Annotated in this window: 14 protein-coding genes, 2 pseudogenes and 1 riboswitch; of the genes and pseudogenes, 12 read left to right on the top strand and 4 right to left on the bottom strand. The window is 71.0% G+C overall.

Going from position 1 to position 15,652, the window contains the following annotated elements:
• The first annotated feature begins 1 nt into the window (after nucleotide 1).
• The 11 genes and pseudogenes from ACIQMV_RS15200 to ACIQMV_RS15250 all read left to right on the top strand — a co-directional run.
• Nucleotides 2-1,207 carry an NAD(P)/FAD-dependent oxidoreductase gene (locus ACIQMV_RS15200; protein WP_402593055.1) on the top strand — a complete coding sequence of 402 codons (1,206 nt, stop codon included), beginning with the start codon at nucleotides 2-4 and terminating at the stop codon, nucleotides 1,205-1,207.
• Nucleotides 1,208-1,242: 35 nt separating this feature from the next.
• On the top strand, nucleotides 1,243-2,070 hold the full coding sequence (locus tag ACIQMV_RS15205) for an SDR family oxidoreductase (protein ID WP_402593057.1): 828 nt from the start codon (nucleotides 1,243-1,245) through the stop codon (nucleotides 2,068-2,070).
• 2 nt (nucleotides 2,071-2,072) lie between these two features.
• Nucleotides 2,073-3,221 (top strand): alpha/beta hydrolase family protein, encoded by a 1,149-nt coding sequence (locus ACIQMV_RS15210; RefSeq protein ID WP_402593059.1) that lies wholly within the window; start codon nucleotides 2,073-2,075, stop codon nucleotides 3,219-3,221.
• A 9-nt stretch (nucleotides 3,222-3,230) separates the two neighbouring features.
• Nucleotides 3,231-5,327, top strand: a complete 2,097-nt coding sequence (locus tag ACIQMV_RS15215) for a hydantoinase/oxoprolinase family protein (RefSeq protein WP_402593061.1) — start codon at nucleotides 3,231-3,233, stop codon at nucleotides 5,325-5,327.
• Between the two features lies 1 nt (nucleotide 5,328).
• Complete coding sequence (locus ACIQMV_RS15220) at nucleotides 5,329-7,512, top strand: hydantoinase B/oxoprolinase family protein (RefSeq protein ID WP_402593062.1); 2,184 nt, start codon at nucleotides 5,329-5,331, stop codon at nucleotides 7,510-7,512.
• Entirely contained in the window at nucleotides 7,509-8,411 is a 903-nt protein-coding gene (locus ACIQMV_RS15225; RefSeq protein ID WP_402593064.1) for a 3-keto-5-aminohexanoate cleavage protein, read from the top strand. The genes ACIQMV_RS15220 and ACIQMV_RS15225 overlap by 4 nt, the downstream gene beginning before the upstream one ends.
• The gene (locus ACIQMV_RS15230) at nucleotides 8,408-8,800 is read left to right on the top strand and encodes an acyl-CoA thioesterase (RefSeq protein ID WP_402593066.1); all 393 of its coding nucleotides are present in this window, start codon (nucleotides 8,408-8,410) and stop codon (nucleotides 8,798-8,800) included. Before ACIQMV_RS15225 ends, ACIQMV_RS15230 begins: the two co-directional genes overlap by 4 nt.
• Entirely contained in the window at nucleotides 8,800-9,555 is a 756-nt protein-coding gene (locus tag ACIQMV_RS15235) for a CoA transferase subunit A (protein WP_402593067.1), read from the top strand. Before ACIQMV_RS15230 ends, ACIQMV_RS15235 begins: the two co-directional genes overlap by 1 nt.
• 19 nt (nucleotides 9,556-9,574) lie before the next feature.
• On the top strand, nucleotides 9,575-10,231 hold the full coding sequence (locus ACIQMV_RS15240; protein ID WP_402593069.1) for a CoA transferase subunit B: 657 nt from the start codon (nucleotides 9,575-9,577) through the stop codon (nucleotides 10,229-10,231).
• Between the two features lie 1,152 nt (nucleotides 10,232-11,383).
• Nucleotides 11,384-11,680: a hypothetical protein gene (locus ACIQMV_RS15245; RefSeq protein WP_225074706.1), complete on the top strand. Its 297-nt coding sequence runs from the start codon at nucleotides 11,384-11,386 to the stop codon at nucleotides 11,678-11,680.
• Between the two features lie 15 nt (nucleotides 11,681-11,695).
• Nucleotides 11,696-11,809, top strand: a pseudogene (locus ACIQMV_RS15250) (rhodanese-like domain-containing protein); the annotation flags it as partial.
• Here the strand turns inward: ACIQMV_RS15250 and ACIQMV_RS15255 are convergent.
• The 3 genes and pseudogenes from ACIQMV_RS15255 to ACIQMV_RS15265 all read right to left on the bottom strand — a co-directional run.
• Nucleotides 11,787-12,392, bottom strand: a complete 606-nt coding sequence (locus tag ACIQMV_RS15255) for a GNAT family N-acetyltransferase (protein WP_402593071.1) — start codon at nucleotides 12,390-12,392, stop codon at nucleotides 11,787-11,789. The pseudogene ACIQMV_RS15250 and the gene ACIQMV_RS15255 sit on opposite strands and share 23 nt — an antisense overlap.
• A gap of 239 nt (nucleotides 12,393-12,631) precedes the next feature.
• Nucleotides 12,632-13,708: an enoyl-CoA hydratase/isomerase family protein gene (locus tag ACIQMV_RS15260; RefSeq protein ID WP_402593073.1), complete on the bottom strand. Its 1,077-nt coding sequence runs from the start codon at nucleotides 13,706-13,708 to the stop codon at nucleotides 12,632-12,634.
• A pseudogene (locus ACIQMV_RS15265) lies at nucleotides 13,708-13,884 on the bottom strand (acyl-CoA dehydrogenase family protein); the annotation flags it as partial. The gene ACIQMV_RS15260 and the pseudogene ACIQMV_RS15265, both read right to left, overlap by 1 nt.
• Before the next feature lie 31 nt (nucleotides 13,885-13,915).
• Here ACIQMV_RS15265 and ACIQMV_RS15270 point away from each other — a divergent pair.
• The gene (locus ACIQMV_RS15270) at nucleotides 13,916-14,836 is read left to right on the top strand and encodes a cobalamin-binding protein (protein ID WP_402593075.1); all 921 of its coding nucleotides are present in this window, start codon (nucleotides 13,916-13,918) and stop codon (nucleotides 14,834-14,836) included.
• An 85-nt stretch (nucleotides 14,837-14,921) separates the two neighbouring features.
• Here the strand turns inward: ACIQMV_RS15270 and ACIQMV_RS15275 are convergent, their stop codons facing one another.
• Complete coding sequence (locus ACIQMV_RS15275; RefSeq protein ID WP_373996142.1) at nucleotides 14,922-15,320, bottom strand: (2Fe-2S) ferredoxin domain-containing protein; 399 nt, start codon at nucleotides 15,318-15,320, stop codon at nucleotides 14,922-14,924.
• Nucleotides 15,321-15,380: 60 nt separating this feature from the next.
• A riboswitch (cobalamin riboswitch) is annotated at nucleotides 15,381-15,504 on the bottom strand.
• Nucleotides 15,505-15,652 lie beyond the last annotated feature (148 nt).

Below are 15,652 nucleotides of genomic sequence, written 5' to 3' on the forward strand. Positions count from 1 at the left end.
GGTGACTCGTGTCAACGACGGCATCGTGATCGTCGGCGCGTCCGCGGCGGGACTCTCCGCCGCCGACGGCCTGCGCGAGGGCGGGTACACCGGCCCCCTCACCGTGCTCGACGGGGAGCTCGAGCCGGGGTACGACCGGCCGATGCTCTCCAAGAGCCTGCTGGCCGCCGAGGAGCACGCCATGCCGGCTCCGTTGCGGACCAGCGAGCAACTGGCCGCCAAGGGGATCGATCTCCTCGCCGGCCACGGGGCCATGGGGCTGGACATCGACCGCCGCCTCGTGGTGACCAACTGGGGCGAGGCGATCGGGTGGCGGCACGTCGTCGTCGCGACCGGGGTCGCGGCCCGTCCGGTCGTGACGTCCGGGGGCACCGCCCTGCCGACCCTGCGCACCCGTGCCGATCTGACCGCCGCCAGGCGGCTCGTGACGAGCGGGCGTCCGGTGACGCTGATCGGAGGAGGGTTCATCGGCCTGGAGGCGGCCGCCGCTCTCCGCTCGCGCGGCGTCGAGGTGACCCTCCTGTGCGCGACCGAACTGCCCCTCGCCGGAATCCTCGGGAAGGAGGTCGCCCGCTGGCTGCACGACCTGCACCTCGCGAACGGGGTCTCCTTCGACCTCGGGACCGCCACGGCCTCCGTCGAGGAGACGGCGCAGGGCTACGACATCCACCTCGCCGACGGGCGGGTACGACGGGCCGCGAGCGTGCTCACGGGAGTCGGTACGGAGCCGGCCACCGACTGGCTGATCGGTTCGGGCGTCGAGCTCAACCACGGCGTCGTCACCGACGCGGCCGGGCGGACGAACGTCGAGGGGGTGTGGGCCGCCGGTGACGTCGCCGCCCGCCGGAACCCGCTCCACGGCCGTCCCCGCCGCTTCGAGCACTGGACCCACGCCATCGAGCACGGCCGACGGGTCGGCCTCAACATCGCCCGGGGCGAAGCCGCCCCCCACGATGCCGTGCCCTACGCCTGGACCGAGCAATACGGCCTCACCCTCCACATGCTCGGCGAGCGCCGCCCCGGCGACACCGACATCGTCGTCGAAGGCTCCATCGCCACCGGCGACTTCGTCGTCGCCCACGGCGCCGGCGACGAGTTGCACGGCGCCACCGTCTGCGGCCGCGTCCGCGCCCTGCGGACGTATCGGAAGCTGCTCCGTGCCCGCGCGTCACTGAACGACGCCCTGGGCGCGGCGGCGTCCGCCTGACCCTCTCTCGTCGACTCCCCCAGCAAGGAACCACCATGCAGATGCTCGACAACCATGTCGTCCTCATCACCGGCGGCGGCTCCGGCCTCGGCCTCGGGATCGCCCGCCACTTCATCGGCGAGGGCGCGCAGGTCGCCATCATGGAGATCTCCGCGGACAAACTGACCGACGTCAAGGCCGAGTTCGGCGACGACGTGCTTCTCGTCCAGGGTGATGTCACCCGCACCGAGGACCTCCTCGCCTGCCGGCAGGCGGTCCTGGACCGCTTCGGCCGCATCGACGCCCTCGTCGGCGCCCACGGCATCTTCGACGGCAACATCCCGCTGCGCGACGTCCCCCTCGACAGGGTCAAGTCGCTGTTTGACGAGGTGTTCCACGTCGACACCCTCGGCTACATCCTGGCCGCCAAGGTCTTCGTCGACGACCTGGAGAAGACGGGCGGCTCCATCGTGCTGACCTCCTCCACCGCGGCCTACGCCGCCGACGGCGGCGGGCTCTTCTACACCGCCGCCAAAGGCGCGGTGCGCAGCGTGGTCAACCAGCTCGCGTTCGAGTTCGCACCGAGGGTGCGGGTCAACGGCGTCGCCCCGTCGGGCATCGCCAACAGCCAGCTCCGCGGCCCCCGTGCGCTCGGCCTTGAGAACAACAAGCAGTCCGACATCCCCAAGGAGGACTTCGAGGCGCAGTTCCTCTCCCTCGCCCTCCTGCCCACCCTGCCGACCCCAGAGGACTACGCGCCGCTCTACGCCTACCTCGCCTCCCGCAACAACACCACCATGACCGGCCAGACCGTCATCGCCGACCAGGGCGTGTTCAACCGCGCCGTGATCAGCAACGGTGCCGCCGACCGCGTGGGGAAGTGACCATGTTCCGCTACTTCCCGACCAACTACGTCTGGAGCCTGTCGGTCAGCATCGCGATGAACTGCGGTGGCCAGATCGGCGAGATCGACCAGATCTGCGCCCCGCTCGTCAACGCGGCCGAGGACGGCGACGACGCCGGCACCGAGAAGTTCTTCCAGTCGTGGTGTGCCTTCGCCGACGGACTCGTCCGGCGTGCCGAGCAGGATCTCTCCGAGGGGCATCCGCTGTCGGCCGGTGCGCGCTACGCCCGCGCCTCGGTCTACTACCTGGTCGCCGAGCGCATGCAGAGCCGTCACTACGCACCCCGCGAGGTCGCCTACCGCAAGTCCGTCGAGGCGTGCCGACTCGCGATCCAACACGGCGGAGAGCGGGCCGAGTTCGTCGAGGTCCCCTGCGAGGGCGTCTCGTATCCCGCGCTGTTCGTCCCCGCCGACGGCGAACCCCCGATGGGCGGCTACCCGGTGATGGTCTTCTGCAACGGCCTGGACTCGATGAAGGAGATGCTGTTCCGGCTGGGCCTGCCGCGAGAGCTGGCACGTCGCGGCATCGCGACGCTCTGCGTCGACCAGCCGGGCACCGGCGCCTCGCTCCGTGAGCGCGGGCTCCCGGCGGTCCACGACAGCGAACGCTGGGCGAGTGCCGCGGTCGACTACCTGGAGGGGCGGCCGGACGTCGACGGCACGCGCATCGGGATGAGCGGAGTCTCGCTCGGCGGCTACTACGCCCCGCGCGCGGCCGCGTTCGAGAAACGCTTCAAGCTCTGCGCGGTCTGGGGGGCCAACTACAACTGGGGCGAGCTCCAGAAGCGCCGCCTCCAGCGCGAGGGCGAGAACCCCGTGCCGCACTACTGGGACCACGTGCAGTGGGTGTTCGGCAAGGACAGCCACGAGGACTTCATGGCCTTCGCCCCGAACATGAGGCTTCAGGGCGTGGTCGAGCAGATCACCGTTCCCTTCCTCGTCACCCATGGCGAGGACGACCGGCAGATCCCGATGGAGTTCGCCGTGCCCGAGTACGAGAACGCCGTCAACAGTCCCGACCGCCACTTCAAGGTGTTCAGCCGCGCTGAGGGCGGTGCGTCGCACGCCGGCGCGGACAACGAGGCCGTTCCCGCTCACTACATCGCCGACTGGGTCGCCGACCGACTCTGAAAGGGAGCCATGAACACCACAACCCCCGCCTCCGGCTGGGCGATCGGCACCGACGTCGGTGGCACGTTCACCGACCTGTGGCTGCGGTCCCCGGGCGGCGAGTCCTGGGTGTGCAAGTCCCCGACCACGCCCGACGTGGTGACGGGTGTGATCAACGCCGTTCACCTGGCCGCCGAGACCCTCGGCCTGGACACCGGCGAACTGTGCTCCCGGGTGACCCGGTTCGGGCACGGCACCACCGTCGGCCTGAACGCGCTGCTGACCGGACGCTCGGCGAGGACCGGGCTCATCACGACCGCCGGCTTCGGCGACGTCCTGGAGATCGGCAGGCTGCGCCGAGGCACGGCCGGTCTGCAGGGCCTGGACCTGGGCGACTACCATCTGCGTGGCCAGGTGCCGCCATTGGTGCCCCGCACCCAGGTCGTCGAGATCGCGGAGCGCATCGACTCGGACGGCGTCGTCCGCATGCCGCTGGACGAGGGCAGCGCGCTCCACGCGATCGGCAGGCTGCGGGACATCGGGGTGGAGGCCGTCGCCGTCTGCCTGCTGTGGGCGACCGAGAACCCGGCCCACGAACTCGCCGTCGGCCGGCTGGTCGAGCGGGAGCTGCCCGACGTCTTCCTCTCCCTCTCCCACGAGATCGCGCCCTCGGTGGGTGAGTACGCCCGTGCCTCGACCACGGTGGCGAACGCGGCACTCGGGCCGGTCCAGGGGCACTACCTCACCCTTCTCGAGCAGCGGTTGGCCGCCCTCGGCATGACCGCCCCCATCATGATGACGACGAGCGCCGGTGGCGTGGTCCCGGCGCGGACGGTCACCGAGCGGCCCGTGACGAACCTGCTCTCCGGCCCGGCGTCCTGTGTCGTGGCCGGCCAGAAGCTCGGGGCGGAACTCGGTACGCCGCACGTCCTGACCATGGACGTCGGCGGCACCAGCTTCGATGTCGGCGTCATCGCGGGCGGCGTCGCGCTGATGAGCGACGAGGTCACCTTCGGCGGCGCCGACATGCGCGTGCCGAGCATCGACATCGCCTCGATCGGCGCCGGCGGCGGCTCGATCGCGGCGGTCGAGGGCGGCGTGCTCAGCGTCGGGCCGCGCAGCGCCGGCGCCGAACCCGGCCCGGTCTCCTACGGCAAGGGCGGCACCGAGCCGACGACCACCGACGCCGATCTCGTCCTCGGAGTGCTCGACCCGGAGCAGTTCGGCAGCGGAGGCATCGTCCTCGACCGCGAAGCCGCGAAGCAGGCCATCGCGGACAAGGTCGGAACGCCCCTCGGGCTGACCGCCGTCGACGCGGCCCGGGCGATCCGGGTCGTCTTCGACAACGCGATGGCCGACCTGCTGCGCGCCGTCACCATCGAGCGCGGTCACGACCCGCGGGAGTTCACCCTGGTCGCCGGTGGCGGCTCGGGACCGTCGCACGCGTGGGCCCTGTGCCGCGAGGCGGGCCTGGCCGGCTTCATCGTGCCGCCGACCGCGACGGCGCAGTCGGCCTTCGGCGCCGGCACCTCCGATCTCAAGACCACGGCATCCCGCACGTGCTACCGGCGCGTGCTCGCCGAGGCCGGCCCGAGCGCCCAGGACGCGCGGGTCATCGCCGACGCACTCGACGACACCCGTGCGCGCGCCCTCGCGGCCCTTCCCGACCCCGAGCTCGGCACGGTCACCCACACGGCGTCCATCCGCTACTTCGGCCAGGCCCACCACGTCGACGTCACCGTGGCCGCCTTGCCCGACCAGGATGCCGTCGCGGAGCTCCTCCTCGGCTTCGAGAAGGAGTACGAACAGCTGTGGGGCAAGGGATCCGGCTTCCGGGAAGCCGGGTTCGAGATCCTCTCGGTCCGCTCGGTGGCGGCACTGCCCGCGGCCGGGGCGGACGGCCAAGGCACGGGCGAGCCCTTCACTCGGCTCGGGACGCGTCCGGTCGTGTTCGACGACGCCGAGCGGCCCGACGAGACCGCCGTGTACGCCGTCCGCCGGCCGGCGGCTGGTCAGGAGATCGCCGGTCCCGCGCTCGTCCAGCTCCCCGGGTGCGTCGTGGTGGTCCCCCCGGGCGGGGTCGCCACAACCGACGCACTCGGCCTCATCCACGTGAAGGTGAACTGACATGACCGCCGCAATCGACATCGCCCCCGTCTCGTTGGACGGCGCGAGCACGGACCCGGTGATCCGCCAGGTCGTCCGCAGCCGCCTCGTCGCCATCACCGACCAGATGCGGCTCGCGCTGCAGTCGGTCAGCGGCAGCCCGACGGTGACCGAGGCGAGCGACTTCTTCACCGGCATCTACCTGCCGGACGGCGCGTTCGTCACGATGGGGCACCAGGTGACCTTCGAGGCGCCCCCCGTGGGATCCCTCATCCGGCACCTGCTGAGCAACGGCACCAAGCTCAAGGACGGCGACCGCATCATCGGCAACGACCCGTTCATCGGCGCACTGCACCAGAACGACGTACAGATGTGCGCACCACTGATCGTGGACGGCGAACTGCTCGGGTGGGCCGGCGTGATGGCGCACGAGACCGACATCGGCGGCATGGACTTCGCCTCGTGGTCGCCCAAGGCCACAGAGGTGTGGCAGGAGGGTCTGCGCATCCCGGCCGTCAAGCTGGTCGACGGCGGTGAACTGCGTGAGGACGTACTCGAGATGATCCTCACCGCATCGCGCCTTCCGGACCAGGTGGGCCTCGACATCCGGGCCTTCATCGCCACCCTGAACGTCGCGGCCGAGCGACTCACCGAACTCGCCCGCCGCTACGGCAAGTCCACCGTGCTCTCGGTGATGCACACGATGGTCGACGACGCCGAGGCACTGGTGCGCGCGCGCCTGCGAGAACTACCGGACGGAGTCGTCCACACCCGCGACTTCCTCGAGCACGACGGCAAGCAGAACATCCTCTTCGTCATCGACTGCGTGCTGACCAAACGCGGTGACAGTCTGCACTTCGACTTCTCCGGCTCCTCGCCCCAGGCCAACGGCTTCGTGAACTCCTCACGCGCCGGCCTCGATGGCGGCGTCGCGGGTGCGGTGATCCCCACCCTGGGCTTCGGCATCCCGTGGAACGAGGGCCTGCTGCGCCCGGTGGAGATCTCGGCGCCGGACGGACTCGTCTGCACCGCGGTACCGCCGGCACCGGTCGGGTCCGCCACCGTCGAGGCGGTCTGGACGGTCAGCAACGTCGTCTCCGCGGCGCTGAACCGGCTGCTGCTCGCCTCGCCGAAGTACGCGCACCGCGCCCAGGCCGTCAGCAGCGGCACGATGGCGACCTTCAACCTCTCCGGCCGCGACCGGCACGGAAAGGTGTTCGGCCTCCACCTGATGGACCCGCTGGCCGGGGGCTTCGGCGCCTTCGCCGACCACGACGGGCAGAACGCCGCAGGACCGATCAACGCCCCGTGCCCCTCGATCGCCGACGTGGAGGTCAACGAACAGAAGACCCCGCTCTTCTACCACTACCGGCGTCTCGCCCCCGGTACCGGTGGTGCCGGTCGCCGCCGTGGCGGCCTCGGGGCCGAGGTCGGCGTCACCGTCTCCGTGCCTCGGGCCGAGGCGCTCGTGATGACGCACGGCGCCGAGGTGCCGAACTCCGTCGGGCTCGGCGGCGGCCTGCCCGGCGCCATGGTCAGCCAGCGCTTCCGGGCCGGCGGGGAACAGCCCCGGAACCTCGGCCCGAAGCCGGGCTCCTTCCCGATCACCCCGGCGGACCTGTTCGAGGTGACCTGGCAGGGCGGCGGCGGCATCGGCGACCCGCTCGACCGCGCCCCCGCCGACGCCCTGGACGACATCCACTACGGCCTGGTCACACCGGAGGAGGCCCGGGAGACCTACGGCGTGGTCCTCTCCGAGGACGGCGAGTCGGTCGACGCGACCGCCACCTCCGCCGCCCGCCGCGCACAGCGCGCCGCCCGGCTGGGCGTCGAGCCTGCCGCCGTCGTGGACCCGGTGGCGGTCATCGAGGCGGCTCCCGACGACGCGGTCCGGCTGGGCGACCGGCTCCTCCTCGTCCGGGACACGGACACCGGCCAGTTCCAGGTGCGCACCCCCGAGGGCGTCGTGCTCTCCTCCGGCTCCACCAGGTGGCGCGAGGGAGCCCATCGGTTCGCCCTGTCTCTGCCACCGTCCGTCGGCGCGACCCTCCACCACGACCTGACGGTCACCGGCTGGGCCTGCCCACGGACCGGTGCCCTGCTCGCGGTCGACGTGCACCTGAGCGACCAGGAGCCGTTCCACGACCTCGAACTCGACCTCGCCTCGCTCGAACGCGCCGACACGACCGCGGGAGACAACCGATGAGCCGCAAAATCATCCTGACCATCGCCCCGACCGGTGGCATGGCCACCAAGGAGCAGAGTCCCCACCTGCCCGTCACCCCCCGGGAGATCGCCGACGACGTGGCCCGCTGCTGGGAGGCCGGAGCCAGTGTCGTGGCCGTCCACGCCCGCCGCGAGGACGGCCTGGCCACCTGCGATCCCGAGGTCTACTCCGAGATCAACTCGCTGATCCGGGCCCGGACCGACATCGTCATCAACAACTCCACCGGCGGCGGCATCCACGGCGACATGCCGGTCCAGCTCAACGACGAGCTGTGGGAACTCGACTGGCACCAACGGATCAAGGGCATCGAGGGCGTGGGCTGCGAGATGGCCACCCTCGACTCGCACACGATCACGGCCAGCACCGCCGAACGGGAGTACCTCGTCACCACGACGCCGAAGCGCTCCCGCTGGCTGCTGGAGGAGATGACCAGGCGTGGCATCAAGCCGGAGTGGGAGGTCTTCAACCTCGGGCACATCCTGTCCGACTTCACCACCCTGACCGCCGAGGGCCTGGACTCCCGGCCGTACTACTGCAACATCGTGCTCGGCGGTCAGCGCGGCTTCCAGGGCGGCCTGCCGTACACCCCCAAGATCCTCCAGCTGCTCGTGGAGCACCTTCCCGAGGGAACGGTGTGGGGGGTCTCGGGCATCGGGCCGACCCAGCTTCCGGCAACGACCCACGGCCTGCTCCTCGGCGGCCACATGCGGGTCGGTCTCGAGGACAACCTCTACTACTCGCGAGGCCGGCTCGCGACCAACCTGGAGCTCACCGAGCGTGCCGTGCGGATCATCCACGAACTCGGCTACGAGATCGCCACCCCGAGCGAGGCGCGCGACATGCTGGGGCTCAAGCAGCTCGACGAGGTGCCGGCATGAGCGTCCACAGCACGTCCGGCATCGTCGCCTGGTCCGACACCGACGCCTCCGGCCGGTTCCACCACACCGCCGCGTACCGGTGGGCGGAAAGCACCGAGCACGCGCTCTACCGCTCGGTGCTTCCGGACATCGACATCGGGAGGTTCCCCCGTCGCGCGACGGCGGCCTCGTACCACCGGCCGCTCACGGCCGGTGACGAGTACACCGTCGGCCTCGAGGTCGAACACGTCGGCAACAGCTCGATCACCTACACCTGGACCGTCACCGGACCGGCCGGCGTCTGCGTGCGCGGCGAACACACCGCCGTGCACGTCGACGCCGACGGCCGCCCGGCACCGGTTCCCCAGGTGCTGCGGGAACGTCTGGTTCCGACCACGGGGGTGGCGTGATGGACAAGGTCGTGGCCTCGGCCGCCGAGGCGGTCGCCGACATCCCCTCGGGCAGCACCCTCGCGGTGGGCGGCTTCGGGCTGTGCGGCATCCCGGCGGTGCTGATCCAGGCGTTGCTGGAGGCCGGTGTCGACGACCTCGAGACGGTGTCCAACAACGCCGGCGTCGACGACTGGGGGCTGGGCGTCCTGCTCGGCGCGGGCCGTCTGCGCCGGGTGGTGGCCTCGTACGTCGGGGAGAACAAGGAGTTCGCCCGGCAGTACCTCGCCGGGGAGCTGGAGGTGGAGCTGACCCCGCAGGGCACGCTCGCGGAGCGGATGCGCGCCGGCGGTTCCGGCATCGCGGCGTTCTACACCCGCACCGGTGTGGGCACCCAGGTCGCCGAGGGCGGCATCCCCTGGAAGTACGCCGCCGACGGCACCGTCGAGGTGACCTCCCCGGCCAAGACGGTGGAGACCTTCGACGGTCTCGACCACGTGCTCGAGCGTGCCATCGTGGCCGACTTCGGGCTGGTGCGGGCCTGGAAGGGCGACCGGCACGGCAACCTCGTCTTCAAGGACGCGGCCCGCAATTTCAACCCGCTCGCGGCGATGTGCGGCCGGATCACGATCGCCGAGGCCGAGCACCTGGTCGAACCGGGCGACATCGACCCCAACGAGGTCCACGTCCCCGGCGTCTACGTCCACCGGGTCGTCGCTCTCACCCCGAAGCAGGCCGCCGAGAAGCGGATCGAGAAGAGGACGGTACGGGCATGAGCGAGGAAGGTGCACGCATATGAGCTGGACGCGTGAGCAGATGGCCGCACGCGCGGCCCGGGAGCTCAAGGACGGCGACTACGTCAACCTCGGCATCGGGCTCCCGACCCTCATCCCGAACCACGTGCCCGAGGACGTGGAGCTGGTGCTGCAGTCGGAGAACGGCATCCTTGGCACCGGCCGCTACCCGACCGAGGACGAGGTCGACCCCGACCTTGTCAACGCTGGCAAGGAGACCGTGACCGTGCGCCGCGGCGCGAGCTTCTGCGACTCCGCGACGTCCTTCGGGATGATCCGCGGCGGCAAGATCGACGCGGCCGTCCTCGGCGCAATGCAGGTCTCCGCCACCGGCGACATCGCCAACTGGATGATCCCCGGGAAGATGGTCAAGGGCATGGGCGGGGCGATGGACCTGGTGCACGGCGCCAAGAAGGTCGTCGTCCTGATGGAGCACGTGGCCCGGGACGGCAGCTTCAAGATCGTCGAGGAGTGCTCCCTGCCCCTCACCGGCAAGGGAGTCGTCCAGCGGATCATCACCGACCTGTGCGTCCTGGACGTCACCGCCGACGGCCTACGCCTGGTCGAGCTCGCCCCGGACGTCACCGTCGAGGAGGTCCGAGCCAAGACCGAACCCGCGGTGCTCGATGCCGGCGTCGGCGAGTTGAGCATCGCCTGAGCCGTCCCACCGGCAGTTGAGACAGCCGCGCGGGTGAACGCCATGGGAGGACCCTGGCGAAGAGGAACGCCACCGGGTGACGGCGATCGCGGAGAGCGTCGACGTGACTCATGCCGACTCGGCCGTACTCGCCCCGCTCCTGCTTCGGAGAGTCGGCAGGCGAAGGCAAGGACGTGCCGGCAGCCCCTCTCCCGCGCCTTCTGCCACACCGACCGCGGCGGTCTTCGATCTCCAGGACTGGAACACCGTACGTCGAAGGCCATCCCGGCTACGTGGACCGTGGACCGTGGACCGACCAGCCGGGGCTGCGAAAGCCACGACAACAGGCCCGGCCCCGGTCCACCGGGGCCGGGCACGACACGGTCGGCAACCGGCCGGCCGGCTCACCTCGTCCACAGCGTCAATAATCCTCAGCGGCACGCCGCGCCGCGAAGAAAGCTCGAGTGCGCAGCGGAGGCCGCACCGGACGCGGCCCGTCGTCGTAGCCCCTTGCGTGACGAAGCCCCGCCCACAGCTCCGGCGGAGCTTCGTCGTCTCCTCCGGGACCAGCCCTGACCTGCAACTTCACTCATTGCCTGGACCGGCTGGACACCGCTGGACGGCCGTTGCAACCTGTGCCATGTGGTACCGGCACGCGCCGGAGGCGCCTCTTATTGAGTCATCCTTCCTGCCGCACCACAGGGCCTCAGACACACGAAGGTGTCTCGCCATCCCCCTTCGGCTGCGGCTGGGCCCGGAGTTCTCGCCCTCACTGGCGGATGAGAGAAACCAAGATCCGGACCATTGACGGGCCAACGAAGCCGCATCAGGAGCTGTCCACGTGCCAGCCCGTGGAGTACTCCGTCATCCTGCGCTGCCGGGGTCGCCATAACGTGAGGACGGCGGAGTCTCGATGGGCGCGGCAAGCGCCGGCAACTGCGGTCAGTAGCCGGTCTACTGATCAACCCTTCCGCTGACCAGCGGGCCTGAAGAAACCCACGGCTCTGAGCAGCTCAGATGCCGTGGGTTTCTGTCGTTGTCGGTCGGCGTCGGCTGACCTCGGACGGCCCAGGGACGGCCCAGTGGCCCTCACAGGCAACTGCCCGCACTCGGCTGCGATTTCGTGCGATGATCAGGCGCGCGTGATGGGACACGCGAATGGGGGTGTGGGACGTGGACTGGTTCCTTGTTGGTGCGGCTGCGGTGGGCTTTGGCCTGTTGGCTGTCGCCGGCGTCCTAGCGTTGGCCACCGGTTGGCTGGCGCCGTGGCTGCGAGGCCGCGTCGTTCGGCCGGACCTGTGGGGGTATGGGACGGTGTCGCTGGCCGCAGGCCTGGCGACGATCATGTCCTTCAAGGCGGCAGTGGATTCGGAGATCGTGCTGGATACGCTCTTCGTCCTCGCCATGGCGTTGGTCATCCTGGGCGGCCTGCTTCAGAGGCGCTCGCTGCGTCGCCCCGCAGACCAGTAACCCCTGACCAGGGAGGGCGGATTCGAGTACTGGGTGCGCGAGGGCTTCGCCTACGAGACCTGGCAGGGCCAGGAGCGCCGCGACGCCGACCCCCTGACCGCCCCGGTCACGGGCGCCTGCGACTGCTGAGCCCCCCTTGCCGGCGACGCGAAGGGCCGTTCGGCTCCACCCCGTCCCGGAAGAGACGGTGAGGGGGCCGGCCAAGAGCGCGGCGGTAGCGCAACTTGTTCAGAGAGGCCCCACCCGTGGTGTCTTCCACGGCTGCGCCGTCCGCGTGCCAGCCGGCAGCTTCATAGAAGCGCCGGGCGCGTTCGTTGTCCTCCAGGACCCACAAGGTCGCTTGCGTGTAGTCGGCCTTTTCGAAGGTCATCAACGTGGCCGACATCAACTGCTTCCCGATCCCCGTTCCCCAGACTTCGGGCAGCGCGTAGAGCATGCCGATTTCCGCGACGACGGGGTTCTCCTCGGACGGGCCGAAACCTGCGAATCCGACGATTCCCGCCTCGGTCTCGGCTACGAGCACTCCTGACGACGGCCACCGCGCCGCCGCGATGCGCGCCTTCCACTTGGACTCTTCGCGGTTTGGCTCCATGGCGTCGAGACAGACCTGGGGTACCAGCCCGGCGAACGCCACCTGCCAGGAACGCACGTAGACACCAGCGACCCCCGCTGCGTCGTCAGGGCATGCCCGTCGAGTCTGCATGGCCGTCATTCTTCAAGTCCCCACAAGCCGAGCCAAGCTCTTTTCCCGGCGGCGACGACGAGCGCTCGCCGGTCATCTCCTATAGGCCATCGAGGGGGCGGGCGCGTCCGGGGACCATCCCCGGTGCCGAGAGCCGGGCCTCGGCAGCGCCCCACCCGCTGGTGCACGGCCTGGCCCGGACCGGGCACGACAGCACGCCAGGGGTGAGGCGCCCATGTGCCCGAGTCCGGTGGACGCGACGGTCCTGCTCACCCGGCCGACTGCGTGGTGGTGCCGGGGCCGGCGAGGCCCAGTTCGCGGTCGCCGAGCGGGGCGAAGAAGCGATTCACGTCGGCGTCGGTCACCTCGGCGAGGGTCCCGGGGGACCAGCGCGGGTCGCGGTCCTTGTCGATGACCTGGGCACGAATGCCCTCCACCAGGTCGGGGCTGCTCAGGGCGGCGCAGGAGACGCGGTACTCCTGGTCGAGGACCGGTTCCAGCGATCCGAGACGGCGGGCGCGGCGCACGGCGGCCAGGGTGACCTTCACGGCGGTCGGTGACCTGGTGAGCAGGGTTTCGGCCGCCTCCTTGGCGGCGGGCCCGCCGTGGTCGAACAACCGGCTCAGGATGTCCTCGACCGTCCCGGCGGCGTAGCAGGGGTCGGTCCATTCCCTGTGGGCCTCCAACTCCCCTTGCGGCAGCGGTCGGGCATGGCGCGCCAGCACCTCCCGTACGGGCGTGCCGGCGAGGTCGTCGACGAGGGCCGGCAGGGCCGCCGACGGCACGTAATGGTCGGCGAGCCCGCAGAGCACGGCGTCGCCGGCGCCTATCTGCGCACCGGTCAGCGCGAGATGGGTGCCCAGCTCCCCCGGGGCGAGGGCCAGCAGATGGGTACCGCCGACGTCGGGGACGAAGCCGATGCCGGTCTCCGGCATCGCGATCCGCGAGCGCTCGGTGACGATCCGGACGCTGCCGTGCGCCGAGACGCCGACGCCGCCTCCCATCACGATGCCGTCCATGACGGCGACGTACGGCTTCGGATAGCGGGCGATACGGGCGTTGAGGCGGTACTCGTCGCGCCAGAAGGCGGCCGAGGCGGTGCCGTCCCCCTCGCGGACGTCGTCGTGGATGGCGCGGATGTCACCGCCCGCGCACAGACCGCGCTCCCCCGCGCCGGTGACGACGACGGTCTCCACGGCCGGGTCGTGCTCCCAGGCCGTCAGCGCCTCGTCGATACGGCGCACCATCTCGTGGGTGAGGGCGTTGAGGGCCTTCGGCCGGTTGAGGGTGATGTGGGCGGCCCGTCCGTCGGTGTGGAACAGAACGGGTTCCTCGGCGGCGGTCATCAGAACGCCTCCGTCAGGCCGCGGGCCACGCTGACACGCATGATCTCGTTGGTTCCTTCCAGGTTCTGCTGAACGCGCAGGTCACGGACGATCCTCTCAAGGCCGTACTCGCCGAGGTAGCCGTGGCCCCCGTGCAGTTGGAGCGCCCGCTCGGCGACGGAGTACCCGGTGCCGGTCCGCGGTCCTGGAGCCTCCTACAGTCGAGGTATGCGCATCGTCTCCCTGCTGCCCGCCGCGACCGACATCGTCGCCGAACTCGGGCTGTCGGAGCAGTTGGCCGGCCGCACCCACGAGTGCGACTGGCCGCCGTGCGAGGTCGCCTCGGTGCCCGTGGTGACCAGGACCGACCTGGACCAGGACGCGCTCACCAGCCGGGAGATCTCCGACGCCGTCGGCGGCTCGGCGCACTCCGGCTCGTCGCTGTACACCCTGGACACCGAGGCTCTGGCCGCCCTGCACCCCGACGTGGTGCTCACCCAGGACCTGTGCGACGTGTGCGCGGTGTCGTACGAGAAGGTCAGCCGGACCGTGCGGCTGCTCGACGCCGGCACCCGGGTCCTCAGCCTGGAGCCGCGCACGCTCGACGACGTACTGGACTGCCTGGTCACCGTCGGCGACCTGCTCGGCGTCCGTGAGCGCGCACTGCGGCGCCGGGCCGAGCTGCGGGACCGCCTCGACCGGGTCCGCGGCGCGGTCGCCGGCCTCGGCCGGCCCCGGGTCGTGGCGATCGAGTGGCTCGACCCTCTGTGGCCCGCCGGACACTGGGTGCCCGAGCAGATCACCACCGCCGGGGGCGAGCCCCTCCTCGGCGCGCCCGGCGAGCACACCAAGCCGGTGACCTGGGAGGCGGTACGCGTCGCACAGCCGGACGTGGTCCTCGTCCTGCCGTGCGGCTTCCCGCCTGAACGCACCCTGCGGGAAGCCGAGTTGCTCACCAGGCTGCCCGGCTGGACGGATCTGCCCGCCGTTCGGTCCGGCCGCGTCTGGGTACTGGACGGACCGTCCTACTTCAACCGGCCGGGGCCACGGGTGGTACGCGGGGCGGAGGTGCTCGCCCAGATCCTGCACGGCGTATCGGCCGGCGAGTCGGTCACACCGGCCGAGGCCCGTCCGTTCCCCGGCCGGTGACGATGGGTCGGCCTCCTCGCCCGTGCGGGCCTCCCTGCGTGTGCGGCCCTCCCCGCCCGTGCGGCCCTCCCCGCCCGTGCGGGCCTCAGGAGTCCGTGGGACGCCGTGGCGGCGTGATGGCGTAAAGGTCGAGGATGTCCGGCAGGGGAGCCACTCCCGGGCCGCCGGCGCGTACCCAGGCGACGATGTCCTCGGTCGCGTCCTCGTCGTTGACGAGCCCGAGCCAGACCGGTCGCGCACCGGCGGTCCGGCCCGCGGCGGACGGCTGGACCACGATGACGTTCGCCTGCTCGCACACGTCGAGGCAGTCGGAGATGCGCACCGGCACCTCCGCACGCAGCCGCGCGGTCTGCGCCGCGTGATCGACCCCGGTCACCTTGGGGCTGCCGCAGCAGCAGTCCCGGCACACGACGACCCGGCACGGCACCGAACCGCTCCCCGCCACGGCACCGTCCGGCGCCTCGTCCGTCGGCTTTTCGGGCACGTCGCACCACTCCCCTCCCGGGGAGATCCGCCCCGGTGTCGATCGAGGAGGCGACCGCGTGAGTCTCCTGGCTCCCGGGTCGTCACTCGTCCCGCCTTCCCACCCCGGGCGGGGGCAGTGGCCTTCCGGAACTCGCTCACCGGTCACAGTGGCGGGACCGCGCCGGATTCACACCGGCTTCCTCGGACCGCCGTCGCCTTATGTCGCCGACCATCATCCCATTGCCGTTCGCTCACTGGACAACGGTCACTTCGCTCATTGCTGGCACTGCGGGCACCAGACCGTGCGGCGTCCGCCGACGCGGTTCGAGCACAGGGGCCATCCGCAGCGAG

Origin of the sequence: Streptomyces sp. NPDC091412 (assembly GCF_044756885.1) — a bacterium.
Classification (GTDB): Bacteria; Actinomycetota; Actinomycetes; order Streptomycetales; family Streptomycetaceae; genus Streptomyces.

Excerpts from the sequence above, each read along its gene's own strand:
- ACIQMV_RS15205 (WP_402593057.1), top strand. The coding sequence starts at position 1,243 with ATGCAGATGCTCGACAACCATGTCGTCCTCATCACCGGCGGCGGCTCC.
- ACIQMV_RS15210 (WP_402593059.1), top strand. The coding sequence starts at position 2,073 with ATGTTCCGCTACTTCCCGACCAACTACGTCTGGAGCCTGTCGGTCAGC.
- ACIQMV_RS15215 (WP_402593061.1), top strand. The coding sequence starts at position 3,231 with ATGAACACCACAACCCCCGCCTCCGGCTGGGCGATCGGCACCGACGTC.
- ACIQMV_RS15220 (WP_402593062.1), top strand. The coding sequence starts at position 5,329 with ATGACCGCCGCAATCGACATCGCCCCCGTCTCGTTGGACGGCGCGAGC.
- ACIQMV_RS15225 (WP_402593064.1), top strand. The coding sequence starts at position 7,509 with ATGAGCCGCAAAATCATCCTGACCATCGCCCCGACCGGTGGCATGGCC.
- ACIQMV_RS15230 (WP_402593066.1), top strand. The coding sequence starts at position 8,408 with ATGAGCGTCCACAGCACGTCCGGCATCGTCGCCTGGTCCGACACCGAC.
- ACIQMV_RS15235 (WP_402593067.1), top strand. The coding sequence starts at position 8,800 with ATGGACAAGGTCGTGGCCTCGGCCGCCGAGGCGGTCGCCGACATCCCC.
- ACIQMV_RS15240 (WP_402593069.1), top strand. The coding sequence starts at position 9,575 with ATGAGCTGGACGCGTGAGCAGATGGCCGCACGCGCGGCCCGGGAGCTC.
- ACIQMV_RS15255 (WP_402593071.1), bottom strand. The coding sequence starts at position 12,392 with ATGACGGCCATGCAGACTCGACGGGCATGCCCTGACGACGCAGCGGGG.
- ACIQMV_RS15260 (WP_402593073.1), bottom strand. The coding sequence starts at position 13,708 with ATGACCGCCGCCGAGGAACCCGTTCTGTTCCACACCGACGGACGGGCC.
- ACIQMV_RS15270 (WP_402593075.1), top strand. The coding sequence starts at position 13,916 with ATGCGCATCGTCTCCCTGCTGCCCGCCGCGACCGACATCGTCGCCGAA.